Below are 23,228 nucleotides of genomic sequence, written 5' to 3' on the forward strand. Positions count from 1 at the left end.
ACAGCACGGCGACCGGCGATCGGACGGCGGATCGGACAAGCCATCAAGGAACGAACCACAACCCACGAGCAACAGCCGTTCCCGGCTTCACCGTGCCTTCGGCCCGACCCGCAACCGGCGCGCGACCGGCCCGATCACCGCATCGGCCTGCTGCGCGATCAGCATGTGCAGCGTGAAATCCAGGTCTTCCGGCGCGATGTCGAAGTGCACGTGGACCACGTCGCGCACGGCACGCGCGCTGACGACGTACACGCCGAGCGGGGAATGCAGCAGCGCCGCGAGCCGCGCATGCGCGTGTTCTCCAGAGTCGGCCGTCAGCGTGACGGGCAACTGCAGGCGCGGGCGCGGCGGCGGGAACGGAATGACGTTGTCGGGTTCGCCGGCGCGCAACTGGCGGCCGGCGACATCGAAGGCGGGAACGGGATGAATGAAGGTCATGGAGCGGACGGAAGCCGTCTCGGCTGTTCGACACGTCCCCAGCTTAGAAGAGACCGCATAAACGTCGTGCAAAAAAACGGGCCGCCCGTGCAAAAAACGGCACCGGGGACACAACACGTCAACGGCCAGCGGCATGGCGGCCTGCCGTGCGGTCGCGATGCGCGCGACGCGACCGCCCACCACGCGCCACGGTTCGCGCCAATCAAACCGTGCGTCGGCCGCCGCGCTACGCGAACGCTTCGAGCGACGCGCGCCGCCGCTCGTCGACCATCGATTCGATCAGCGACACCAGATCGTCGGTCAGCGGATCGCAGATGCCCGGCGAGCGATGCAGTTCGAGATCGGCCGCCGGCAGCAGCGGCAGCCCGTCCGTCTCGTCGAGCACGCGCCAGTTCTCGGGCAGCGTGCAGCGGTCGATCATCGTCACGGCCGCGCCGTGGTTCACCGCGATCTTGATGCCGGTCGGGCTCTGGCTCGTATAGACGACGTGATACGGCCGCCCGGCCGTCGCGAGCGCCTGCAGCCCGCGCTGCCGGTAGCAGCACGTCTCCGGAAACAGCGCGAGCGGCACCGACGCCTGCGGGCCGAGCACGAAATCGCGGTGCGCGGCCCATACGACATCGTGCCGGCCGAGCAGCCGCCCGCCCGCGTTCGGCCCGTGCCGCACGACGAGCGCGACGTCGAGCTCGCCGGCCTGCAGCCGTTCGAGCAGTTCGAGCGACGTGCGGCAATGCACGTGAAAACGCGCGCCCGGCCGCATCGCATAGAACGACTTCAGCAGGTCGGGCAGCCACAGCTCCGCGTAGTCCTCCGGCAGCCCGAAGCGCACGACGCCGCGATCGCTGCTCGCCTGCTTCAGCGCGAGGATCGCGTCGTTCTGCACCTGGATGATGCGGCGCGCATGGATCAGGAAATTCTCGCCGTCGCGTGACAGTTCGAGCCGTCGGCTGTTGCGCATGAACAGGTGCGTATCGAGCCGCTCCTCGAGCGTGCGGATGCGCAGGCTGATCGTCGACTGCGTGCGATGCAGTTGCCGGGCCGCCGCGGTGAAGCCGCCGCTCTCGACCACGGCGACGAATGCCCGGATCAGTTCCGGATCGAGCGAACTGAGCTTCGACCAATCGGGCCTTTGAATGGCAGCCATCGGAATTACTCGCTTTCGAAAAAAGAAGGGAAGACGAAAGATAGGGCTCGGAGTACGCCGATTGTTGTCCGGATGCGCCCGGCGCTCCAACCCCTGCCCGGGTATGACAAACCCGGAGCCGGTTCACGAATGACCACCCGCCAGTTCCGCCCCGCCCGCCGTCACGACACCGGCCGAGGCCCGCCCGGCGGGCGTCCGCGTGGCGGGCCAAGGGCTTTCCCGGAGACGACGAAAACTCATAGCCCGATCAGAAAACATCGATTCACCGGCCGCGCCGCGGCCCACCACAATCGCCTCACACCCAACCTCATCGACGAGACATCGCAATGACCGCATCCCAACCCAGGCAGCTTTACATCGGCGAAGGCTTCGAAGGCCCCGGCGTCAACCTCGCGCACATCAACGTGCTGGTCGGCCCGCGCAACGGCCCCGCGGGCCAGGCGTTCGCCACGGCCCTCGCGACGCCGTCGGCCGGCCATGCGCCGTTCGTCGTGATCGCGCAGCCGGGCGTGCCGACCAAGCCGCTCACGCTGTACGTCAACAAGGCGCAGATCGCCGGCGATTTCCACGGCAACGCCACGTGGGGCGCGTCGCAGGCCGGCATCGCGAAGGCCGTCGCCGAAGCGCTCGAGAACGGCACGCTGCCGCCCGAAGCGGAGAACGACTGGGTCGTCGTGTCGGCGAACTGGGTGAACCCGCAGACCGACGATCTCGATGCCGTGTTCGAGAACAACTATCGCGCGTGCCGCACCGCGATCGTCGCCGCGATGGAAGGGCTGCCGCATCGCGACGCGGTATTCGCCGCCGCGCGCGACGTGTCGAACCCGTTCTACACCCCGAAGAAAAACTGAAGACGACAAGCGGCCGACACAAGGCCGCACCTGGAGGAAGCATGGAATACGTCCGCCTCGGCCAGTCCGGCCTGAAGGTGTCCCGCCTGTGTCTCGGCACGATGAACATGGGCACCCCCGACTGGAAACCCTGGATCTTCGACGAAGCGCAGAGCGAGCCGATCGTGCGCCGCGCGCTCGACGCCGGCGTGAACTTCATCGATCTCGCCGATTTCTATTCGACGGGCGTCGGCGAGGAAGTGGTCGGCCGCATCCTGAAGCGCAACGCGCGCCGCGAGGAGCTCGTCGTGACGACCAAGGTCGGCTACGACATGGGCAGCTACCCGAACGCGGGCGGCCATTCGCGCAAGCACGTGCTCGACGGCATCGACGCTTCGCTGACGCGGCTCGGGATGGATTACGTCGACATCTTCATGCTGCACTTCTTCGACGTGAACACGCCCGTCGAGGAAACGATGAGCGCGCTGCACGACATCGTGCGCGCGGGCAAGGCGCGTTATATCGGCGTATCGACGATGTACACGTGGCAGTTCGCGAAAATCATGCAGGCCTGCGAACGAAACGGCTGGGACAAGCCGATCAACATGCAGCTGCAGCTGAACCTCGCGTATCGCGAGGAGGAGCGCGAAATGGTGCCGTACTGCATCGACCAGGGCGTCGGCGTGTCGGTGTTCAGCCCGCTCGCGCGCGGCCTGCTGACCTGCGAGCCGCAATCGACGCGCAACCAGACCGACTTCTTCACCGCGCAGATGTACGGCGATGCCTCATCGCTCGCGATCGCGGAATCGGTCGCGAAGGTCGCGAAGCGCCGCGGCGTGCCGCCCGCGCAGATCGCGCAGGCGTGGGTGCTGAGCCGCCCCGGCGTCGCGAGCATGCTGGTCGGCGCGGATTCCGTCGCGCAGTTCGACAGTGCGCTCGGCGCGCTCGAGACACAGCTCACCGAAGAGGAATTGCACGAACTGGAGCGCAACTACACGCCGTGCGACCTGATCAACGACTACACGGCCGGCAAGCGCATCGCGCGCGCGTCGCGTCCGGCGCAGGGCAGTTTCGCGACGGACTGAGGCACTGAAGGAACGACACACGATGAACGAATTTCTGAGGACCGGCCACTACATCGGCGGTGAATGGCACGAGCCGCACGGCGCGAGCGATGCAACTTATCCGGTGCTGAACCCCGCGACCGGCGAAACGATCGCGAAAGTCGCGAAAGGCGGCGCCGACGACACGCAGCGCGCCATCGACGCAGCCGCGCACGCGTTCCCCGCGTGGCGCGCACTGACCGCGAAGGAGCGCGGCGCACGCGTGAAGCGCTGGGGCGAGCTGATGCTCGAACATCGCGACGCGCTCGCCGGGCTGCTGACGCGCGAGCAAGGCAAGCCGCTCGCGGAAGCGCGCGGCGAAGTCGCTTACGCGGCGAGCTTTCTCGAATGGTTCGCGGAAGAAGCGAAGCGCATGTACGGCGACGTGATCCCGAGCCCGAAGCCGGATGCGCAGATCGTCGTCACGCGCGAGCCGGTCGGCGTCGTCGCGGCGATCACGCCGTGGAATTTCCCGCTCGCGATGATCACGCGCAAGGCCGGCCCTGCGCTCGCCGCCGGCTGCACGATGGTGCTGAAGCCGTCGGAGGAAACGCCGCTGTCGGCGTTCGCGCTCGCGGTGCTCGCCGAGCGCGCGGGCGTGCCGGCCGGCGTGTTCAACGTCGTGTCGGGCGACGCGGTCGCGATCGGCGAGACGCTGACGAGTTCGCCCGTCGTGCGCAAGCTGTCGTTCACGGGCTCGACGCGGGTCGGCAAGCTGCTCGCGAAGCAGTCGGCCGACACGCTGAAGAAGCTGTCGCTCGAACTCGGCGGCAACGCGCCGTTCATCGTGTTCGACGATGCCGATCTCGATGCGGCGGTCGCGGGCGCGATCGCGTCGAAGTTCCGCAACACGGGCCAGACCTGCGTGTGCGTGAACCGCTTTCTCGTGCAGGACGGCGTGTACGACGCATTCACGCGCAAGCTCGCGGACGCCGTGCGCATGCTGCGCGTCGGCAACGCGCTCGCGGGTGAGGTCGACCAGGGGCCGCTGATCAACGAGGCGGCGCTCGGCAAGGTCGAGCGGCACGTGGCCGATGCGGTCGCGAAGGGCGCGCACACGCTCACCGGCGGCAAGCGTCATGGGCTCGGCGGCACGTTCTACGAGCCGACCGTGCTGACCGGCATGACGGCCGACATGCTGATCGCCGAAGAGGAAACCTTCGGCCCCGTCGCCGGCTGCTTCCGCTTCGCGACCGAGGAAGAGGCCGTCGCCGCGGCCAACGATACGCCGTTCGGGCTGTCCGCGTACTTCTATACGCGCGATCTCGGCCGCGCGTGGCGCGTGTCGGGTGCGCTGGAAAGCGGAATGGTCGGCGTCAACGACGGGATCATCTCGACCGAAGTCGCGCCGTTCGGCGGCGTCAAGCAATCGGGGCTCGGCCGCGAGGGCTCGAAGTACGGCCTCGACGAATACGTGGAACTCAAGTACACGCTGATGGCCGGCCTCGGCCGCTGACCGCTCCCCGCGGTCGACCCGCGCCGCGCGCCGCCCGGCCGCGCGGCGCCTTGCACGGCGCTCGCGGCGCAGCGCCGCCTGCGCACGCCGCCGCGCCAGATAACGATCCAGGAGGCAGCTTGACCCAAGCCAACGTTCAATCCGGCACCGCGCGCGCGTTGCCGCTGTCGCGTGGCGCCGATGCGCCGCACCGCCCCGTCGCGCTCGACGACGTGCCGCTCAACCGTTTCCACGTGAAGATCGCCGGCCTGACGTTCGGCGCACATTTCACCGAAGGCTACACGCTCGGCACGATCGGCTACGCGCTCGCCGCGCTCGGCAGGCAGATGCCGATCGACGCGTTCTGGATGGGGATGATCGGCAGCTCGGCGCTGATCGGCATCTTCCTCGGCAGCCTCGTGTTCGGCTGGCTGTCCGACCGGATGGGCCGCCAGAAGATTTTCCTGACGAGCTTCGTGATCATCACGGCGGCCGCGTTCGCGCAGTTCTTCGTCACGTCGCCGCTCGAACTGTGCGTACTGCGCGTGCTGATCGGCTTCGGGATGGGCGGCGATTTCACCGTCGGCCACGCGATCCTCGCCGAATTCTCGCCGCGCAAGCATCGCGGCACGCTGCTCGGCTCGTTCAGCGTGATCTGGACGATCGGCTATGTCGCCGCGAACGTGCTCGGCCTCGCATACGGCGACGCCACGCCCGATGCATGGCGCTGGCTGCTCGCATCGGCTGCTTTGCCGGCGCTGATCGTGCTGGTCCTGCGGATCGGTACACCCGAATCGCCGCGCTGGCTGCTCGGCAAGGGCCGCGTGCAGGAAGCACGCGCGATCGTCGCGAAACATTTCGGGCCGCACGTGATGCTCGACGGGTCGACCGAACCGCATGCGAATGCCGGCTTCGCGCGGCTGTTCCAGCGTGACCTGATCCGCCGCACGATTTTCAACTGTGCGTTCTTCGTGTGCCTCGTGATTCCGTATTTCGCGATCTACACGTTCCTGCCGACGATCCTGAAGACGATCGGCCTCGCCGAAGGCTTCGGTGCGGACCTGCTGCTGAACGCGTTCCTCGTGCTGGGCGCGCTGATCGGCATAGGGCTGACGATCCGGCTGTCGCGACGCGGTTTCCTGATCGGCTCGTTCGCGGTGACGTGCGCGTCGCTCGTCGCGCTCGCGGTGCTGCCGTCGGCGGCGGCCGTCGCGATGATCGTCGCGTTCGCGATCTTCACGCTGACGATGTCGGCATTCAGCAACCTCGTCGGCGTGTTCCCGCCCGAGTGCTTCCCGACCGAAGTCCGCGCGAGCGGCGTGGGCCTCGCGATCGCGTGCAGCCGGCTCGGTTCGGCGATCGGCACGTTCCTGCTGCCGGCCGGCATCGCGACGCTCGGCTTTCACGCGACGATGTTCGCGCTCGCGGGCGTGCTGCTGGTGGGGATGATCGTGTCGATCGCGTGGGCGCCGGAGACGAAGCATCTGACGCTGGAGGAGGCGTCGGGGCATTGACGACGGAGGCGGGTGGCGTGCCCGCCTGCTTCGTCACGCTCGGTGCTTTCGCTTCGACTCGCCGCCGATGCGTACCGGCGGTGCCGATCGCGATTCGAACGAACCCGGCCGCGGCCGGGTTCGCGCATTCCGGGCGCGATGCAGTGCGCGCGTTCGTTCAGAACAGAATCGACGCGTAGTCCCGCGCGCCGTGCAGGATGTGAAGAATGTCGATCCGCGTCGGCGGATCACCGACGACCCGATAGAAGATCTGGTAGTTGCCGTACACGCGGTGCCGCACGCCGTGACGCTCGAAGCGCGGCACCAGCGGAAACGCCAGCGGCATCGCGACCAGACTCGTGCACTTGTCGCGAATCTCCCGCACGAACGTCACGGCGCGTTGCGGGTTGTCGCGTGCAATGTCATCGGCGACCGCTTCGAGTTCGTCAATCGCAAAATCGGCCAGGCGCACGATCAGGCCTGCCGATCCGCCTGCGCCCGATACTTCGCCTCGAGACGGTCGAAGACTTCCGCCGCCTCGGCGCCGCGTCCTGCTTCCGCATCGGCCAGGCTGCGCGCGATCACCGCGTCCAGCGCATTCAGTTGCGCCTCGCGATCCTGGATCAGGCGCACGCCTTCGCGCAGCACTTCGCTCTTGGATCCGTAGCGCCCCGATTCGACCAGCTTCGCGACGTAAGCCTCCAGTTGCTGGCCCAGTTCCGCACTGATCATGTCGACCTCCCGACCGGATTGAATTCGATCCGCCGAGCGTACCTTGGTTATCAACTATTATCAAGAAGACACGCTCCGGACGGAACGGCGCGAACACTTTCACGGCCGATCGGGTGAATGGACGGAACGGGATTCAGGCAGGCTGCTGCTGCGGTGCCGGCATTCATCCGGGTTTCGCCTTCACTCGTGTAGCCTTGCCGAACGCCCACCATGCGAACACCGATCATGATTGAAGACATCGTCACGCCACAACCCGGCCTGAAGGTCTACCCGTCGGACACCGACGTCTTTGCCGAGGCCGATGCCGCACTCGCGCGCCATCTGCATCCGCTCGTGTCGATCGACCTGTCGACGGTCGATCCGTCGTGGCAGGGCTGGGTCCACCTGCTCAGCCCGGTCGAACCTTATGACGGGCTCGTCGGGCAGGACACGGCCGCGTACCACAACGACTATCTTCGCGCGAACTGGATCGGGTTCCGGCTCGACGACGACAACCGCTACACGCTGCTCGGCGACCGGCGCTACTTCTATCTGGAAAACCCGCCCGACCCGCGGGACGCAGGCTATCGCAAAGAACTGGAGGCGCATTACGCCGAACAACAGGCCAGCATCGAAGCCGCGCGCAAGCGGTTCGCCGAATACGGCGTGCTCTACTCGTCGAACCAGTACGCGCCGGACGAGCGCGATTTCAGCCAGGAAAAGCCGTGCAATCTCGTCGACCAGCTTGGCGGATCGGTCGGCTGGGGCAACTGGTCGGGCACCTCGGATTTCCCGGTCGACGACAGCGATCCGGACGACATCCGGCCGATCGGCCCCGATGGGGCGCGCTTTCGCTTCGTTGCCGGCGTGACCGGATGGGAATATCGCGCGGCGGGCGCCGACTGGATTCTCCTGTTTTACGAACCGGTCAGCCGCGTGGCGCTGCTGACGTTCGACTGGTCGTAAGGCGGGCGGGACGGCAGGCGTTCCGCCTCGTGGTTGGCCGTTCGGCGGACTCGGCGCGGCGGATTCGCGGCGATAGGCTGGGGTTTTCCGCTTTTCGACCGCAACCATGCCCGCCCGCCTTGTCGACCTCAGTCATGTCCTACCGTACGAGACGACGTACTTCGACGACCGGCTCGCGGTCGAACGAAACGGCCTCGATATTTCCGCGTTGCTGGGTGTGGACGGTCACGTTCCCGACGCGTTGCTGGTTTCGTTATGCGGCGCGCCGTCCGGCTCCGACGTTCAGGCCTATCTCGACAGCGCCGACAAGTTGACGTTCGCCGTCACCCATCCGACGCTGATTCGATCGGAAAACCGGATATCGGTATTCCGAACCGTTGACACGCGAGTGCTTGAACTCCGTGCAATCGATCTGGCCGACGGCGCGGTCGCCGGACTCGGCGCGGCAATGCTCTGGAGAATCGTTCGAGCGTGTGATACGTTGGACATCGCCCGGATCAGCGCCTTGGCGATGGGGGGCCGCAAATCGCCGCCGGAACCCGGCGGGCCCCGGCTCCATGGATACTACGCATGGCCGAGGTTCGGGTTCGATGCGCCCATTCCGGGCGCGCATGCGGATGAAGCAGCCCTGTTCCAGTATTTCCAGGGATATCCGGTCGGGTTGGCCGACGGGTCGCTTCGATCCCTGCGCACGCTTTATGCGACCCGGATCGGGCGAGACTTCTGGCGAGTCGCCGGATCACATCGGTGGATGACATTCGACGTTACGCCGCATGGTGCATCCGTGCTGACACTGCAGGATTACTTGATCGAGAAGGGGATTTACGGATGACGGGAAAGCACAGCCGAATCGCCGGATTCCAGATTGCGCAGCCTTCGGCGGCACGCAGTCGCACAACGAACGGGAATCGTGTCGTCCGGCGCGCGGAAATGAGACGACTCCTTGAAGAATTCCTCGCGCGCGAACTCCGTCGCAGTCTCGCGCATACGTCCGCCGCCGTACTGGCCGCACCGCCGGCCGGTGCGTCGGCGCCGCCGCCGAGAGCCGTCTTCAACGTGGGGCGCATCGATCCGTCGAAGTCCACGTTGCCCATCATCTCGGAGGCCGAAGCCAAAGCTATCGGGGGCCGGGAAACGTTCATGCACTTCGGTCTGGATCCCGATCTGTACACCGCAACGTGTGACACTCTCTGACAGATCGGAATGAGAGGATCGGTGCGTGAACGATCGACGCGCATCGCAATCTCCCCGTCCGCACCCCCTACCCCTTCCGCCCCACCTGTTCCCTCACCCACGCGGCAAACGCAAGCACGTGCTCGACCGCGACACTCTCCGGCTCGACATCGAGCCAATAGCCGAACGGCCCGATCGGCTGCACCGGCGACAGCCGCACGAGGCTGCCTTCGGCGATCTCCTCCTCGATCATGTTCAGGTCGACCACCGCGAGCCCCGCCCCCTTGCGCGCTGCGCGGATCGCCTGTTCGAGCGTGGAAAACTCGATGCCGTCGCCGATCCGCGCCACCGGCACGCCCGCCTGCTCGCACCAGTCGGCCCACAGCGTCAGGCGCTTGCCTTCGTGCAGCACATGCAGCGACGGCAGCCGGCCGAGCAGCACGTCGAGCGCATCGCCGCGATAACGCGGCGCACCGACGAGCGCATGCCGCTCCATCATCAGCAGCTCCGACTGCATCCCCGTGCGCGCCGCGCGCCCGAAGCGGATGTGGCAATGGCAATCGTCGGCCGGCTCGGTGCGGATCGACAGCTCGACGTCGGGCAGCGTCTCCGCGAGCGTGCCGAGCCGCGGCGAAAACCACTGCGTCGCGAACGTCGGCGGCAGCGACACCGTCAGGCGCCGCTTCGCACCCGGCCGCGTGGCGGCGACTTCGTCGACGCCGCGCTCGATCGTGTCGAACGCCTGCCCGATGAACGGCAGCAAGCGCTCGCCGGCCTCGGTCAGGCGCACACCCTTGTGATCGCGCTCGAACAGCCGCGCGCCGAGCGCTTCCTCGAGCAGCCGGATCTGCCGGCTCACCGCCCCCTGGGTCACGCACAGCGAAACCGCCGCACGGTTGAAGCTCAGGTGACGCGCGGTCTCCTCGAAAAATCGCAGCGCGATCAACGATGGCAGGCGTCGCATGATGTGTGTCCCCTTCGTTCGTATCGTTCGTATCGTTCGTATCTTTAGTGTCGTTCGTGCCGTTGCCGGCCGTCACCGCCGTCCATCCCGCGGGCCGCCTGATCGCGACCCTGCGCGCCAGCCGCCGCGCCGCAAAAAACCCCGAGGGCCCGCACCCTCGTTCGCCTCCATTCATCGTCCCCGCGCCCGCGCCGCCCGCCTACAATGAGCATCCCGCACCAAACACAACACCGCCCCGTGAGACGCAAGATGCCGGCGCTGAACGCGCTGAAAGCCTTCGAGATGGCCGGCCGCACCGGCAGCTTCACGCGCGCGGCCGAACTGCTCAACGTAACGCAGAGCGCGGTGAGCCGCCAGGTTCGCCAGCTCGAAGGCCAGCTCGGCGAAACCCTGCTCGAGCGGCGCCATCACCAGCTCGAACTGACGGCGGCCGGCCGCGTGCTGCTGCGCGCGCTGCAGCAATCGTTCGACAAGATCGAGCTGACCGTACGCAGCCTGCAGGAAAAAACCCACCTGAACCGCCTGCGCGCGAACGTGCCGCCCACCTTCGCCGCACGCTGGCTGATGCCGCGGCTCGGCCGGCTGCGCGACGCGCATCCCGAATTCGAGCTGAGCCTCACGACCCGCATTCACGACAGTCTCGGCGAATCGCGCGTACTCGACTGCGCGATCCGGTTCGGCGACGGCGAATGGGACGGCTTCGACAACGCACTGCTGATGCAGGAGCAGCATATCGCCGTCTGCGCACCGGCGCTGTATGCGCGGCTGCGACAGGACGGCGCGCCGATCGACCTGAACCGCTTCACGCTGCTGCACGTGCTCGCCACCGACGACCAGCGCTACCTGACCTGGCAGCACTGGCTGAAGGCCGCCGGCATCGCCGACGTCGACACGCGCGGCGGCTACGAATTCGACCTGCTCGACCACGCGATCCGCGCGGCGATCGACGGCCTCGGGATCACGATCGCCGATCGCCACATGGTCGCGCGCGAATTGGCGACCGGGCAACTGATGCAGGTGCTCAACGTGCACGTCGACGGCCATCAGTCGTACTGGTTCGTCACGCGGCCCGAACAGACGAACCTGCCGCACATCGTCCAGTTCCGCGACTGGCTGCAGCAGGAAGTGTGGCTCGCGAAGCGCCACCTCGAACCGTCGTCGCCGCTTCCGCAAGTGCCGCTGGCCTAGCAGCCCCCCCGCCCCGACCGACCGCGAGCGCCGTCGACCGGCACGCGCGGGCGACACCTTACCGGCTTCCTCGCCCGTCCGCATTCGGCGCCGTCTGAAAATGCGGCCCGGCCACCGACCGCCCCGCGCCCGTTCCCCCCGGCCCGCGCCACGGCAGCCTTGCCGGACGGGCGATTCCGGCCGACAGCCCGAGTAACGTGCGTTTTTCTCATGCCCGGCACGAAAATAAGTCGTTTGTCGTGCGCTAAACGCATGAACAGAATGGCCTCTGTCCCGTGCCGCGCGTGTCGCCACCCGAAGCGATCCGCCTGCATTCATCGGAGGAGTCACTTCATGCGCACCGAACGCAATTACGTGAACGGCCGTTTCGTCGCACCGGAAAGCGACGCGTTCATCGTCGTCCACAATCCCGCCACCGAAGCGCCGTTCGCGCGCGTGCCGGCCGCGACGCCGGCCGACGCACTCGCCGCCGTCGACGCCGCGGCCGCCGCGCAGAAGGCGTGGCGCAAGCTGCCGAGCGCCGAGCGCGCCGCGTACCTGCACCGCTTCGCCGACGCGCTGACCGCGCGTGCGCCCGAGATCAGCGCGGCGCTCGCGCAGGAATCCGGCAAGAGCGTCGAGGACGCGTCGAACGAAGCCGTCTACGCGGGCCAGATCACGCGCTATCACGCCGAGTGGGCACGCCGGATCGAGGGCGAGATCATCCCGAGCGACACGCCCGACGAGAACCTGTTCCTGCAGCGCGAGCCGATCGGCGTCGTCGCGTGCCTGATCCCGTTCAACTATCCCGTCTACACGCTGCTGCGCAAGGTCGCGCCCGCGCTGATCGCCGGCAACACCGTGGTCGTGCGGCCGAGCAACCACACGCCGGTATCCGCGTTCGAGATCGCGAAGGCGGCCGACGATGCGGGCTTCCCGCCGGGCGTCGTCAACCTCCTGACGATGGATCACGCGACGGCCGAAGCGCTGTGCACGCACCCGGCAGTCGGGATGATCACGCTGACCGGCAGCGTGAACGCGGGCCGCAAGGTGCTCGATTACTGCAAGGCGAACATCGCGAAGCCGTCGCTCGAACTCGGCGGCAAGACGCCCGCGATCATCGAGCCCGACGCCGATCTCGAACGCGCGGCCGCCGCGCTCGTCGCGTCGAAGACGACCCATTGCGGCCAGCTCTGCACGGCGATCGAGCGCGTGTATGTACACGACAGCGTGCACGACCGTTTCGTCGCACTGCTGAAGGAGAAGATGGCGGCCGTGCGCATCGGCGACCGGGCGAAAGACGCCACGCGGATGGGCCCGCTCGTCAGCGCATCGGCACGCGCGCACATCCACGGGATGGTCGAACGCGCGATCGCGGCAGGCGCGACGCTCGAAACCGGCGGCGCGATCCCCGACGGCCCCGGCTTCTTCTACCCGGCCACGCTGCTCACCGGCGTGCGGCAGGACATGGAGATCGTGCGGGAGGAGACCTTCGGCCCGATCATGCCGGTGCTGCGCTACGCGACGATCAACGAAGCGATCGAGCAGGCGAACGACCACCAGTTCGGCCTGTCGTCGGTGCTCTACACCGAGCACTACCGCACCGCGATGACCGTCGCGAACGCGATCGAAGCCGGCGAACTGTACGTGAACCGCACGCCGGCCGATCCGTACCAGGGCTTCCACGCCGGCTGGAAACGTTCGGGCCTCGGCGGCGACGACGGCAAGCACGGGATGCTCGAATTCACGCAGACGCGCCTCGTCGTCATGAAGTACTGACACCGCGATACCCACGCACCGTTTCCGGCGCGCGCACCAACGCACCACGCCGCGCGCCGGCCCTGCCCCGACCAGACCAAAAAAAACTGCAGGCGTCCGCCTCACGGACGCCTGATGGAGGAAGACATCATGCCGACCCAACCGTCGACGCCCGCCGCGTCGCTCGCGTTGCACGACGACGCTCACGCGTCGCAGCATTCCCGCGCGCAACGTTACCTGCAACTGCTGCTGCTCGTGATTGCCGCGGGCGCGATCTATCCGATGCTGTATCTGCGGCAGGTGTACCAGCCGACGATGCTGCAGTTCTTCCATATCGACGACGTGCAGCTCGGCTACCTGTATTCGTCGCTCGGCACGATCTTCCTCGTCAGCTACCTGCCGAGCGGCTGGCTCGCCGACCGCCTGTCGCCGCGCTGGCTGATCTGCTTCTCGCTGCTCGCGACGGGCGCGCTCGGGCTCGCCTACGCGACCGGGCCGTCGTTCGACACGCTCGTGCTGATCTTCGGCGGCTGGGGGCTGACCACCGGCCTCACGTTCTGGGCCGCCGTAATCAAGCGCGTGAACATGATCGCGGGCCCCGACGAACAGGGCCGTTTCTTCGGGCTGCTCGACGGCGGCCGCGGGCTCGTCGAGGCGCTGCTCGCGACGATCGCGATCACGCTGTTCGCCTACGTCACGCAGGCGCACGGCGGCACCGATGCGGCCGGCTTCAGGCTCGTCGTGCACCTGTACGCGTTCTTCTGCATCGCGCTCGGCGTGCTGCTCGCGCTGGTGAAGGATCCGGCGGGCACGAGCGACCGTGCGGCCGCCGCGAAGCGCCGCACCGGCAGCGACCGCCGGGGCAACGTGCTGACCGACCTGAAGACGCTCGCGGCGATCCCCGAGCTGTGGCTCGTCGCCGCGATCGTGTTCTGCGGCTACCAGGTGTTCTGGGCGACCTACAGCTTCTCGGCCTATCTGCACGAAGGCAATTTCGGGCTCAGCGCGACGGCGGCCGGCTTCATCACGACGCTCAAGCTGTGGATGCGCCCGATCGGCGGCATCGGCGGCGGCTTCCTCGGCGACCGCGTATCGAAGGTGTCGGTGCTGTTCTGGGCGCAGCTGCTCGCCGCGCTGTCGCTCGTCGGCCTGATCGCCGCGCCCGCGCACAGCCCGCAGGTGATGCTCGTCGTGCTCGTGCTGTTCATCGGCATCCTCACCTATGCGATCCGCGGCCTGTACTGGTCGCTGCTCGACGACTGCAAGGTGCCGACGCATTGCGCCGGCCTCGCGATCGGCCTGATCTCGGTGCTCGGCTATTCGCCCGACGTATTCGTGCCGCTGATCAACGGCTACGTGACGCAGACCTTCCCGGGCGCGCACGGCTACCAGCTCTATTTCGGCTATATCGCGGCCATCGCGCTCTGCGGCGCGGGCGCGGCCGCCTTCCTCAAATACCGTCTCACCCGCATTCACCGAATCCAGGAGTCCGCATGAAGATCGTTTCGCTCGAAACCCATATCGTCGCCGTGCCGCCGCCGCATGTCGGCGGGATGTACTGGATCTTCGTGAAGCTGAAGACCGACGACGGCATCGAAGGCGTCGGCGAGATCTATTCGGCGACGTTCGGCCCGAAGGCGATGGCCCCGATCATCGACGACGTGTTCGAACGCCACCTGCTGAACCGCGATCCGCATCACGTCGAACGGCTGTTCCGCCAGGCCTATTCGAGCGGCTTCACGCAGCGACCGGATCTCACGATGATGGGCGTCGTCAGCGGCCTCGAAATGGCGTGCTGGGACATCATCGGCAAGGCCGCCGGCAAGCCCGTGTACGAACTGCTCGGCGGGAAGATCCACGAGCGGCTGCGCTCGTACACGTACCTGTACCCGAAGAACGCGAAAGGCGAATACGACTACGACGATCCCGATCTCGCGGCCGAATGCGCGGCCGAGAACGTGAAGCTCGGCTTCACCGCCGTGAAGTTCGACCCGGCCGGCCCGTACACGGCCTACTCGGGCCACCAGCTGTCGCTGGACGTGCTCGACCGCTGCGAGACGTTCTGCCGCAAGGTGCGCGAAGCGGTCGGCAGCAAGGCCGACCTGCTGTTCGGCACGCACGGGCAGATGGTGCCGTCGTCGGCGATCCGGCTCGCGAAGCGGCTCGAGAAGTACGACCCGCTGTGGTTCGAGGAGCCGGTTCCCCCCGGCCAGGAAGAAGCGATCGCGCAGGTCGCGAAGCACACGTCGATCCCGATCGCGACCGGCGAGCGCCTGACCACCAAGTACGAGTTCCACAAGCTGCTGCAGGCGGGCGGCGCGTCGATCCTGCAGCTGAACGTCGCGCGCGTGGGCGGCCTGCTCGAAGCGAAGAAGATCGCGACGCTCGCCGAAGTGCACTACGCGCAGATCGCACCGCACCTGTACAACGGGCCGGTGGGCGCCGCCGCGAGCATCCAGCTCGCGACCTGCACGCCGAACTTCCTGATCCAGGAAAGCATCATGACGTGGGGCGGTTTCCATGCCGAAGTCGTGAAGACGCCGATCCGCTGGGAGGACGGCTACATCATCCCGTCCAACGAGCCGGGCCTCGGCATCGAGCTCGACATGGACGTCGTGCGGCGCCACACGCCGTACACGGGCGAACGGCTGCACCTGCAGATGGGCGAGCACCCCGTCGACGTGAAGGATCTCGCCCCCGCGAAGGGCTGAGCGCAAAGGACAGACATGAGCTACGACTACATCATCGTCGGCGCGGGCTCGGCCGGCTGCATCCTCGCGAACCGCCTGAGCGAATCGGGCCGGCACTCGGTGCTGCTGCTCGAGGCGGGCGAACGCGACGCGTCGTTCTGGTTCAAGGTGCCGGTCGGCTTCACGAAGACCTACTACAACCGCCGCTACAACTGGATGTACTACAGCGAGCCCGAGGCGCAACTCGCCGATCGCAAGCTGTACTGCCCGCGCGGCAAGGTGGTCGGCGGGTCGGGCTCGATCAACGCGATGGTCTACGTGCGCGGCCAGCGCAGCGACTACGACGACTGGGCGGCCGCCGGCAATCCGGGCTGGGCGTACGACGACGTGCTGCCGTACTTCCGCAAGCTCGAAACCCACGCGGCCGGCACGACCGATCCGCAGCATCACGGCGCGACGGGGCCGATTCACATCACGTCGATGAAGGCCGACGTGCATCCGATCGTCCACGAGTTCCTGAAGGGCTGCGGCGAACTGAACCTGCCGCGCACCGACGACTTCAACGGCGCGCAGTTCGAAGGCGCGGGCATCTACGACCTGAACACGAAGAACGGCGAACGCTGCTCCAGCAGCTTCGCGTACCTGCGTCCGGCGCTGGGCCGCGCGAACCTCACGCTGCGCGCTGGCGTGCTCGTGCGGCGCGTGACGTTCGACGGCACGCGCGCCACCGGCGTGGTCGTCGCGGGCGAGCGCGGCGACGAAACGCTCGTCGCCGCGCGCGAGGTGATCCTCGCGGCCGGCGCGGTCGATACGCCGAAGCTGCTGCAGCTGTCGGGCGTCGGCGATCCGGCGCTGCTCGCGCGCCGGCGCGTGCCGCTCGTGCATGCGCTGCCGGCCGTCGGCCGCAACCTGCAGGACCACCTGTGCGTGAGCTTCTACTTCAAGGCGAACCGGCCGACGCTGAACGACGAGATGGGCACGCTGCTCGGCAAGATGAAGATCGGGCTGCGCTACCTGCTGACGAAGCGCGGGCCGCTCGCGATGAGCGTGAACCAGGCCGGCGGCTTCTTCCGCGGCACGGACGACGCGCAGGAACCGAACCTCCAGCTCTACTTCAACCCGCTGTCGTACCGGATTCCGAAGAGCGACCGCGCGAACATCAAGCCCGAGCCTTATTCGGGCTTCCTGATCGCGTTCAACCCGTGCCGGCCGACGAGCCGCGGCACGATCAAGATCGCGTCGAACCGCGCGGAAGATGCCGCGAAGATCCACGTCAACGCGCTCACCACGCGGAAGGATCTCGACGAAGCCGTGCAGGGCAGCAAGGTGATCCGTGCGCTGATGCGGGCACCGGCGCTGAAGTCGATGACCGTCGAGGAAATCTCGCCGGGGCCGCAGGTCGATTCCGACGAAGCGATGCTGCGGTATTTCCGCGAGCAGTCGGGTTCGATCTACCACCTGTGCGGCTCGTGCGCGATGGGGCCGGACGCGGCGACGTCGGTGGTCGATGCGTCGCTGCGCGTGCACGGGCTGCAGGCGCTGCGGATCGTCGATGCGTCGGTGTTCCCGAACATCACGTCGGGCAACATCAACGCGCCGACGATGATGGTCGCGGAAAAGGGCGCGGATCTGATCCTGGCGGACGCGGGGCACGGCGAAGCGTCTGCCGTGAGCGCAAGCGAACGGGAAACGGTCACGCATTGAGGCGGCTGCGCTTTCGCCGATTGCCGTTCCGGCAATCGGCTTCACGACGCAACTCGATGCAACGTCAACGCCGCGACTATGCGCAATAGGACAACACGATCAACGGATCCCCCCCTTCCTTCGTTGCTCGCCAATTGATGAACGCGCTGCACTCAAGGCCGGCTCGCCAGCATCGAACAGGTCACACCCGCCCGGGCCGATCCCGCAGATCGCCGACACGTCGCAGCGTGCCGCATCCCGTCCTTCGATTCACATTCAATCCCCCGCATCGCGCGACATCGCCACCTCGTCGAACACCCGCACGATGTGATCGATCATCGCGCTCATCCGCGCGGTATGCCGCAGATCCTTGTGCGTGACCATCCAGACTTCATAGGGCCGCGCCGACGTGCGCGCCGGCCACACGCGCACCAGCCCGTCGCGCTCCGCGATCGGCACCGGGAGTTCGGCGAGCCCGAGCCCGGCACGTGCGGCCGCGCGCAGCATGAGATTCGAATTCAGCCCCGACACGATCCGCCCCGCGCGCACCGGCTCGCCGACCACCGTCAGCGGGCTGCGCGCATTCAGGTGCGGCAGGAAGCACACGAGGTCGTGCCCTTCGAAGCCGGTGCCGGGCGCCGGCTCGCCATGCCGCGCGAGATAGTCCTCTGACGCGTACAACCCGGTCGGCCATGCCGCGAGCCGGCGCATGAGCAGATCGGGATTGTCGGGCTTGATCGTGCGGATCGCGATGTCCGCCTCGCGCTTGGCCAGGTTCTCCACCTGCGTCGACGTGTTGAGCAGCACGCGCACGTCCGGATGCTCGTCGTGCAGGTTGCGCATCGCGCGCATCACGAATTCGAGCCCGATCGTATCGGTCGTCGTCACGCGCACGTCGCCCGCGAGGCGCCGGTCGACGCCCTGGGTCTGCCGCACCAGATCGATCGCCGACTGTTCCATCTTCTCCACGTTGCGCAGCGCCACCTCGCCCACCGCGGTCGGCACGTACCCGGCCGACGTGCGCAGGAACAGCGTCGCCCCGAGCGCGCGCTCGAGCGCGGCGAGCCGCCTGCCGACCGTCGCCTGGTCGAGCCCGACCGCCCGCGCGGCGCCGCGCAGGCTGCGTTCACGGTGGATCGCGAGAAAAATCCGTGCGTCGTCCCAGTTCAAGCGCCTTCTCCCGGTGTGATGCAAATTTGCATCTGTGGTCGTGAAAATCGCTGCGCGAATTCATCAATGCCCAAGCCTATACTTTTTTCACCGATCACTCACCTGTCTTTCCGAGGCAAACATGTCCGAAACGCTCTCCCCCGTTCCCGCCGACATGGCGGCAGTCGAAATCACCCGCCCCGGCGGCCCCGAAGTCCTCGCGACCGCACGTCGCCCCGTGCCGCGGCCGAAAGCCGACGAAGTGCTGATCCGCGTTCACGCCGCCGGCGTGAACGGCCCGGACGTGCTGCAACGCAAGGGGCTCTACAACCCGCCGCCCGGCGCATCCGACATCCCGGGCCTGGAAATCGCGGGCGAAGTCGTCGCGACCGGCGAAGCCGTGCGCGACTTCGCGCCGGGCGACCGGGTCAGCGCGCTGGTGACGGGCGGCGGTTATGCGGAATACGCGGTCGCCCATCACCTCACGACGATGAAGCTGCCGCCCGGCCTCGACATGATCGAAGCCGCGGCGATGCCGGAAACGTTCCTGACGGTCTGGCTGAACCTGGTCCAGCGCGGGCGGCTGCAGGCGGGCGAATCCGTGCTGATCCACGGCGGCGCGTCGGGCATCGGCACCACCGCGACGATGATCGCGAAGGCGATGGGCGCGTCGACCGTCATCACGACGGTGGGCTCGGAAGCGCATCGCGCCGCGAGCCTGCGGCTCGGCGCGGATCACGCGGTGCACTACCAGGAAGAAGATTTCGTGGCCGAAGTCGACAGGATCACCGCCGGGAAGGGCGTGGACGTGATCCTCGACATCATCGCGGGCGACTACGTCGCGCGCAATTACCGGGCCGCGGCGATGAACGGGCGGATCCTGCAGGTCAGCGCGCTCGCCGGGCCGGCGAAGGAACTCGACGTGTGGCCGATGATGACCAAGCGCCTCACGCACATCGGCTCGACGCTGCGCTCGCGCACGCCGGAGGAGAAAGGCGCACTCATCGCCGAACTCGAACGGCAACTGTGGCCGCACGTCGCGGCGGGCACGGTCAAGCCGCAGGTGTTCCGCACCTTCGCGCTCGACGACGCGCGCGGCGCGCACGTGCTGATCGACTCGGGCGAGCACGTCGGCAAGATCGTGCTGACGACGGCCGCGCACCGCGCGGCCTGACCGGGCACGACGCGTCAGTTCACGCTCGTGCGCTTCTCGACGAACCGCTTCACGTAATCGTCCGCCGGACGCGACAGGATGTCGTCCGGCGTGCCGACCTGCACGAGCGCGCCGTCACGCAGGATCGCGATCCGGTCGCCGATGCGCAGCGCCTCGTCGAGATCGTGCGTGATGAACACGATCGTCTTCGCAAGCGTCGCCTGCAGTTCGAGCAGCTGATCCTGCATCTCGGTGCGGATCAGCGGATCGAGCGCGGAAAACGCCTCGTCCATCAGCAGCACGTCGGTATCGGCCGCCAGCGCGCGCGCCAGCCCGACACGCTGTCGCATCCCGCCCGACAGCTCGTCCGGGTAATGATCGCCGTAACCGTCGAGCCCGACCTTCGTCAGCCAGTTGCGCGCGGCGTCAGCCGCGTCGTGCCGCTTCTCGCCGCGCGTGCGCAGCGCATACGCGGCGTTGTCGAGCACGGTCTGGTGCGGCAGCAGCCCGAAGTTCTGGAACACCATGCTGACCTTGTAGCGGCGCAGCTCGCGCAGCCCGTGCGCGTCGAGCTTGATCACGTCGCTGCCGTCGATCACGATCTCGCCGGCCGTCGGCTCGATCAGCCGGTTGAAGTGCCGCACGAGCGTCGATTTCCCGGAACCCGACAGCCCCATGATCACGAAGATCTCGCCCGACTCGATGCCGAGGCTCACGTCGTTGAGCCCGACGTTGCAGCCCGTTTCGGCCAGCACGTCGGCCTTGCGCCTGCCCGAACGCAGCAGGTCGAGCACGCGCGCATGCGCGGCCTGCGGCCCGAACAGCTTGTACACGTGTTTGACGTCGATGGTCGCCATGTCTGCCTCCGTTCCTATGCGCGCGACGATTGCGTCGCCTGATTCGAATCGACGCCCGCCGGCTGCGCCTTGCGCGGCAGCCGGTACGGCACGCGCGACGCGCCTTTCTGCCGGCGCTGCTGCGCGAGCCGGCGGCGCGCGCGCCGCTCCTGGCCGAAGCCCTGGCTGATCCGGTCGATCACGATCGCGAGGATCACGATCGCGAGGCCGGCCTGCGTGCCCTTGCCGACGTCGAGCGTCTGGATGCCCGCGAGCACGTCCTCGCCGAGCCCGCGCGAGCCGATCATCGACGCAATCACGACCATCGACAGCGCCATCATCGTCGTCTGGTTGATGCCGGCCATGATGCTCGGCCGCGCGAGCGGCAGCTGCACGTTGACGAGCAGCTGCCAGCGCGTCGTGCCGAACGCACGCGCGGCCTCCGTCACGTCCGGATCGACCTGGCGGATGCCGAGATCGGTCAGGCGGATCAGCGGCGGCAGCGCATAGATGATCGTCGCGAGAATCGCGGGCACCTTGCCGAGCCCGAACAGCATCAGCACCGGGATCAGGTACACGAAGCTCGGCAGCGTCTGCATCACGTCGAGCACGGGCAGCAGCATCCGCCGCAGCCACGCGCTGCGCGATGCGAGGATGCCGGCCGGCACGCCGATCGCGACCGACAGCACCGTCGCGACGAGCATCAGCGCGAGTGTCTGCATCAGCTTGTCCCACAGGCCGAAGCAGCCGATCGCGTAGAGCAGCAGCACGAAAAGCGCGCCGAGGCCGATGCGGCGCGTCGCATTCCACGCGATCGCGCCGACGACCAGCAGCACGAGCCACGGCGGCGCCACGCGCAACGCGCCTTCGAGCGGCACGAGCAGGTAGCGCAGCACGAGCACGCTGAAGTGATGGAAGCTGTCGCCGTATTGCGCGACGAAAGTCTCGAGCGCGCCGTTCACCCAGTCGGCGATCGACAGGTGCAGAAAGAAGCCGTTCATGTTGATTCTCCGTCGCGCCGCGAAGGCGCGTGACGGCGGCGGCGGGCGCGGGCCTGCCGCCGCGCGCAGGTTACGCGCCCTTCAGGCTGCCGGCGATCTTCTGCGCGACGTCGGCCGGCACCCATTGCTTCCACATGTCCTGGCGGGTCTTCAGGAACTGCGTGGCCATCGCCGCGCCGTCGATCTTCTTCGTGGTCATCTCGAGGATCGTCTGGTTCAGGAAGTCCATCGGGAAACGCACCTTGCCGAATACGCCGACGAGATCGGGATTCGCGTCGGCGAACGGCTTCGACACGCCGACCGTCAGCCGCGACACCATGTACGACGACGCGCACTGGTGCGTGCTGCTCTCGTCGCGCAGCGTCTTCCAGCATGCCTCGTTATAGGCCGGCATCTTCAGCGCGGTGAATTTGTACTTCGCCATCAGTGCGGCCGGGCCCCAGTAATAGAACACGATCGGCGCGCCGCGCTGGTACGCGGACGCGATCGCCGCGTCGAGCGCCGCGCCGGTGCCCGGATGGAAGTTCGTGTACGACTGGTCGAGCTTCAGCACCTTCAGCAGACGCGTGTTCACACGCTCGCAGTCCCAGCCCGTCGGGCAGTTCAGGAAGCGGCCCTTGTCCGGTTCCTCCTCGTCGGCGAACACCTGCCTGAACTTCGGCAGATCGTCGACCGACACGAGCCCGGGCGCGACCGGCTTGATGTTGCGCGCCGGATCGCCCTTCACCACGTAGTCGGGCACGAACCAGCCTTCGGTCGTGCCGCCCGGCAGCGTGTCGCCGATCAGCTTCACGGCGCCCGACGAGACAGCCTTCGCGGTGATCTCGCTGCGGCCCGTCCACTGCTCGGCCCAGATCTGCAGGTCGTTGCGCGCGAGCGCCGTTTCGGTGGCGGCCGTGCTGCCCGGCACGACGTCCGTCTTGCAGCCGTAGCCCTTCTCCATGATCTGCCGCAGCACTTCGGTCGCGAACGACCCGCTCTCCCACGTGATGCCCGCGAAATGGACCGTCTTGCCGTCGGCGCACGCGCCACCGGCCGCGTGGGCCGCGGGCGCGGACAGGATCGCCGCGGCGGCGAGAAGGACCGTTTTCAGTCGTCGAATCTGCATGGTGGGTCGTCTCCAAATCGAATCTGTTGTTTGTGCGTCGCGGCATGCGCGGCGACCGGCGAATCGTGCATCCGGCCACGTCCGGTCAGCCTGCATGTTTCAGCCGCCAATATGTTTAGGGAAACGAGTAATTCCGATCATGGCTATCGGCAGCGCCAATCGATCTCCTGGCGCCCCGCCAGGCCCGCCCGGCGGGCCTCCCGGCCGATCTCCCGCGCCTGCGCACGGCCCCGGCCAGGCTGCGTCGCGCCCCGTCCGGCGAGGGCGCGACCGGCGTTGGCGCGCGCCGCCGCGCACACGGTTTCGACTGTCGAAACGGCCGGTCGCGACCCCATCGGCGAACCCGATCCCATCCATCGAAATTACTCGCTTCCGGTTCCTCTTCGGCTTGGGAAGAATGCGCGGTGTCATCGGAGGAGACACGAC

22 protein-coding genes are annotated in these 23,228 nt (G+C 67.5%); 13 read left to right on the top strand and 9 right to left on the bottom strand.

Going from position 1 to position 23,228, the window contains the following annotated elements; genetic code table 11:
- Nucleotides 1-87: 87 nt before the first annotated feature.
- Both ACTJLD_RS04465 and ACTJLD_RS04470 read right to left on the bottom strand, forming a co-directional pair.
- Complete coding sequence (locus ACTJLD_RS04465; RefSeq protein WP_322036713.1) at nt 88-438, bottom strand: hypothetical protein; 351 nt, start codon at nt 436-438, stop codon at nt 88-90.
- A gap of 226 nt (nt 439-664) precedes the next feature.
- Entirely contained in the window at nt 665-1,582 is a 918-nt protein-coding gene (locus ACTJLD_RS04470; protein ID WP_027789893.1) for a LysR family transcriptional regulator, read from the bottom strand.
- A gap of 326 nt (nt 1,583-1,908) precedes the next feature.
- On the opposite strand from ACTJLD_RS04470, the gene fae reads away from it, so the two are divergent.
- The 4 genes from fae to ACTJLD_RS04490 all read left to right on the top strand — a co-directional run bounded on the left by fae (nt 1,909) and on the right by ACTJLD_RS04490 (nt 6,464).
- Nucleotides 1,909-2,433, top strand: coding sequence for a formaldehyde-activating enzyme (gene fae / locus ACTJLD_RS04475; RefSeq protein ID WP_027789894.1), 525 nt, complete (start codon nt 1,909-1,911; stop codon nt 2,431-2,433).
- 41 nt (nt 2,434-2,474) lie between these two features.
- A complete protein-coding gene (locus ACTJLD_RS04480; protein WP_060316157.1) occupies nt 2,475-3,497 on the top strand; it encodes an aldo/keto reductase in 1,023 nt (340 codons plus the stop codon).
- A gap of 22 nt (nt 3,498-3,519) precedes the next feature.
- Nucleotides 3,520-4,971, top strand: coding sequence for an NAD-dependent succinate-semialdehyde dehydrogenase (locus ACTJLD_RS04485; protein WP_440658126.1), 1,452 nt, complete (start codon nt 3,520-3,522; stop codon nt 4,969-4,971).
- A gap of 158 nt (nt 4,972-5,129) precedes the next feature.
- On the top strand, nt 5,130-6,464 hold the full coding sequence (locus tag ACTJLD_RS04490; protein ID WP_440658270.1) for an MFS transporter: 1,335 nt from the start codon (nt 5,130-5,132) through the stop codon (nt 6,462-6,464).
- Between the two features lie 157 nt (nt 6,465-6,621).
- On the opposite strand, the gene ACTJLD_RS04495 is transcribed toward ACTJLD_RS04490, so the two are convergent.
- Nucleotides 6,622-6,921, bottom strand: coding sequence for a type II toxin-antitoxin system RelE/ParE family toxin (locus ACTJLD_RS04495; RefSeq protein ID WP_440658271.1), 300 nt, complete (start codon nt 6,919-6,921; stop codon nt 6,622-6,624).
- Nucleotides 6,918-7,175 carry a type II toxin-antitoxin system ParD family antitoxin gene (locus tag ACTJLD_RS04500; protein WP_048021519.1) on the bottom strand — a complete coding sequence of 86 codons (258 nt, stop codon included), beginning with the start codon at nt 7,173-7,175 and terminating at the stop codon, nt 6,918-6,920. The genes ACTJLD_RS04495 and ACTJLD_RS04500 overlap by 4 nt, the downstream gene beginning before the upstream one ends.
- 210 nt (nt 7,176-7,385) lie before the next feature.
- On the opposite strand from ACTJLD_RS04500, the gene ACTJLD_RS04505 reads away from it, so the two are divergent.
- The 3 genes from ACTJLD_RS04505 (at nt 7,386) to ACTJLD_RS04515 (ending at nt 9,314) form a co-directional block, all read left to right on the top strand.
- Nucleotides 7,386-8,120: a hypothetical protein gene (locus tag ACTJLD_RS04505; protein ID WP_440658128.1), complete on the top strand. Its 735-nt coding sequence runs from the start codon at nt 7,386-7,388 to the stop codon at nt 8,118-8,120.
- A 106-nt stretch (nt 8,121-8,226) separates the two neighbouring features.
- Nucleotides 8,227-8,952 (top strand): hypothetical protein, encoded by a 726-nt coding sequence (locus ACTJLD_RS04510; RefSeq protein ID WP_124819117.1) that lies wholly within the window; start codon nt 8,227-8,229, stop codon nt 8,950-8,952.
- 98 nt (nt 8,953-9,050) lie between these two features.
- A complete protein-coding gene (locus ACTJLD_RS04515; RefSeq protein ID WP_060194302.1) occupies nt 9,051-9,314 on the top strand; it encodes a hypothetical protein in 264 nt (87 codons plus the stop codon).
- Nucleotides 9,315-9,381: 67 nt separating this feature from the next.
- Here the strand turns inward: ACTJLD_RS04515 and ACTJLD_RS04520 are convergent, their stop codons facing one another.
- Complete coding sequence (locus ACTJLD_RS04520; RefSeq protein ID WP_059696072.1) at nt 9,382-10,257, bottom strand: LysR substrate-binding domain-containing protein; 876 nt, start codon at nt 10,255-10,257, stop codon at nt 9,382-9,384.
- A gap of 249 nt (nt 10,258-10,506) precedes the next feature.
- Between ACTJLD_RS04520 and ACTJLD_RS04525 the strand changes: the two genes are divergently transcribed.
- The 5 genes from ACTJLD_RS04525 to ACTJLD_RS04545 all read left to right on the top strand — a co-directional run bounded on the left by ACTJLD_RS04525 (nt 10,507) and on the right by ACTJLD_RS04545 (nt 17,576).
- Nucleotides 10,507-11,445 (top strand): LysR substrate-binding domain-containing protein, encoded by a 939-nt coding sequence (locus tag ACTJLD_RS04525; RefSeq protein WP_011356424.1) that lies wholly within the window; start codon nt 10,507-10,509, stop codon nt 11,443-11,445.
- Between the two features lie 333 nt (nt 11,446-11,778).
- Nucleotides 11,779-13,203, top strand: a complete 1,425-nt coding sequence (gene aldA / locus ACTJLD_RS04530) for an aldehyde dehydrogenase (RefSeq protein WP_440658131.1) — start codon at nt 11,779-11,781, stop codon at nt 13,201-13,203.
- A 129-nt stretch (nt 13,204-13,332) separates the two neighbouring features.
- On the top strand, nt 13,333-14,679 hold the full coding sequence (locus ACTJLD_RS04535; protein WP_440658132.1) for an MFS transporter: 1,347 nt from the start codon (nt 13,333-13,335) through the stop codon (nt 14,677-14,679).
- A complete protein-coding gene (locus tag ACTJLD_RS04540) occupies nt 14,676-15,893 on the top strand; it encodes a mandelate racemase/muconate lactonizing enzyme family protein (RefSeq protein WP_021160525.1) in 1,218 nt (405 codons plus the stop codon). Before ACTJLD_RS04535 ends, ACTJLD_RS04540 begins: the two co-directional genes overlap by 4 nt.
- A 15-nt stretch (nt 15,894-15,908) precedes the next feature.
- Complete coding sequence (locus tag ACTJLD_RS04545) at nt 15,909-17,576, top strand: GMC family oxidoreductase (RefSeq protein ID WP_440658135.1); 1,668 nt, start codon at nt 15,909-15,911, stop codon at nt 17,574-17,576.
- 255 nt (nt 17,577-17,831) lie between these two features.
- On the opposite strand, the gene ACTJLD_RS04550 is transcribed toward ACTJLD_RS04545, so the two are convergent.
- The gene (locus ACTJLD_RS04550) at nt 17,832-18,725 is read right to left on the bottom strand and encodes a LysR family transcriptional regulator (protein WP_124533826.1); all 894 of its coding nucleotides are present in this window, start codon (nt 18,723-18,725) and stop codon (nt 17,832-17,834) included.
- A 121-nt stretch (nt 18,726-18,846) separates the two neighbouring features.
- Here ACTJLD_RS04550 and ACTJLD_RS04555 point away from each other — a divergent pair, with 121 nt between their 5' ends.
- Complete coding sequence (locus ACTJLD_RS04555; RefSeq protein WP_060180718.1) at nt 18,847-19,878, top strand: NAD(P)H-quinone oxidoreductase; 1,032 nt, start codon at nt 18,847-18,849, stop codon at nt 19,876-19,878.
- Between the two features lie 14 nt (nt 19,879-19,892).
- On the opposite strand, the gene ACTJLD_RS04560 is transcribed toward ACTJLD_RS04555, so the two are convergent.
- The 3 genes from ACTJLD_RS04560 to ACTJLD_RS04570 all read right to left on the bottom strand — a co-directional run bounded on the left by ACTJLD_RS04560 (nt 19,893) and on the right by ACTJLD_RS04570 (nt 22,802).
- The gene (locus ACTJLD_RS04560; RefSeq protein ID WP_051363309.1) at nt 19,893-20,714 is read right to left on the bottom strand and encodes a quaternary amine ABC transporter ATP-binding protein; all 822 of its coding nucleotides are present in this window, start codon (nt 20,712-20,714) and stop codon (nt 19,893-19,895) included.
- Nucleotides 20,715-20,728: 14 nt separating this feature from the next.
- Complete coding sequence (locus tag ACTJLD_RS04565) at nt 20,729-21,694, bottom strand: ABC transporter permease (RefSeq protein WP_321881371.1); 966 nt, start codon at nt 21,692-21,694, stop codon at nt 20,729-20,731.
- 70 nt (nt 21,695-21,764) lie between these two features.
- Entirely contained in the window at nt 21,765-22,802 is a 1,038-nt protein-coding gene (locus tag ACTJLD_RS04570) for an ABC transporter substrate-binding protein (protein WP_027789912.1), read from the bottom strand.
- Between the last annotated feature and the right edge of the window lie 426 nt (nt 22,803-23,228).

It is taken from the genome of Burkholderia sp. 22088, assembly GCF_052045915.1.
Taxonomy (GTDB): domain Bacteria; phylum Pseudomonadota; class Gammaproteobacteria; order Burkholderiales; family Burkholderiaceae; genus Burkholderia; species Burkholderia cepacia.

Bases quoted from the DNA above. Each gene is read 5' to 3' on its own strand.
- ACTJLD_RS04560 (WP_051363309.1), bottom strand. From the start codon at position 20,714: ATGGCGACCATCGACGTCAAACACGTGTACAAGCTGTTCGGGCCGCAG.
- ACTJLD_RS04500 (WP_048021519.1), bottom strand. From the start codon at position 7,175: ATGATCAGTGCGGAACTGGGCCAGCAACTGGAGGCTTACGTCGCGAAG.
- ACTJLD_RS04520 (WP_059696072.1), bottom strand. From the start codon at position 10,257: ATGCGACGCCTGCCATCGTTGATCGCGCTGCGATTTTTCGAGGAGACC.
- ACTJLD_RS04540 (WP_021160525.1), top strand. From the start codon at position 14,676: ATGAAGATCGTTTCGCTCGAAACCCATATCGTCGCCGTGCCGCCGCCG.
- ACTJLD_RS04545 (WP_440658135.1), top strand. From the start codon at position 15,909: ATGAGCTACGACTACATCATCGTCGGCGCGGGCTCGGCCGGCTGCATC.
- ACTJLD_RS04465 (WP_322036713.1), bottom strand. From the start codon at position 438: ATGACCTTCATTCATCCCGTTCCCGCCTTCGATGTCGCCGGCCGCCAG.
- ACTJLD_RS04570 (WP_027789912.1), bottom strand. From the start codon at position 22,802: ATGCAGATTCGACGACTGAAAACGGTCCTTCTCGCCGCCGCGGCGATC.
- ACTJLD_RS04555 (WP_060180718.1), top strand. From the start codon at position 18,847: ATGTCCGAAACGCTCTCCCCCGTTCCCGCCGACATGGCGGCAGTCGAA.
- ACTJLD_RS04515 (WP_060194302.1), top strand. From the start codon at position 9,051: ATGAGACGACTCCTTGAAGAATTCCTCGCGCGCGAACTCCGTCGCAGT.
- ACTJLD_RS04565 (WP_321881371.1), bottom strand. From the start codon at position 21,694: ATGAACGGCTTCTTTCTGCACCTGTCGATCGCCGACTGGGTGAACGGC.
- ACTJLD_RS04525 (WP_011356424.1), top strand. From the start codon at position 10,507: ATGCCGGCGCTGAACGCGCTGAAAGCCTTCGAGATGGCCGGCCGCACC.
- ACTJLD_RS04470 (WP_027789893.1), bottom strand. From the start codon at position 1,582: ATGGCTGCCATTCAAAGGCCCGATTGGTCGAAGCTCAGTTCGCTCGAT.
- ACTJLD_RS04510 (WP_124819117.1), top strand. From the start codon at position 8,227: ATGCCCGCCCGCCTTGTCGACCTCAGTCATGTCCTACCGTACGAGACG.
- ACTJLD_RS04480 (WP_060316157.1), top strand. From the start codon at position 2,475: ATGGAATACGTCCGCCTCGGCCAGTCCGGCCTGAAGGTGTCCCGCCTG.
- aldA (WP_440658131.1), top strand. From the start codon at position 11,779: ATGCGCACCGAACGCAATTACGTGAACGGCCGTTTCGTCGCACCGGAA.
- ACTJLD_RS04535 (WP_440658132.1), top strand. From the start codon at position 13,333: ATGCCGACCCAACCGTCGACGCCCGCCGCGTCGCTCGCGTTGCACGAC.
- ACTJLD_RS04505 (WP_440658128.1), top strand. From the start codon at position 7,386: ATGCGAACACCGATCATGATTGAAGACATCGTCACGCCACAACCCGGC.
- fae (WP_027789894.1), top strand. From the start codon at position 1,909: ATGACCGCATCCCAACCCAGGCAGCTTTACATCGGCGAAGGCTTCGAA.
- ACTJLD_RS04485 (WP_440658126.1), top strand. From the start codon at position 3,520: ATGAACGAATTTCTGAGGACCGGCCACTACATCGGCGGTGAATGGCAC.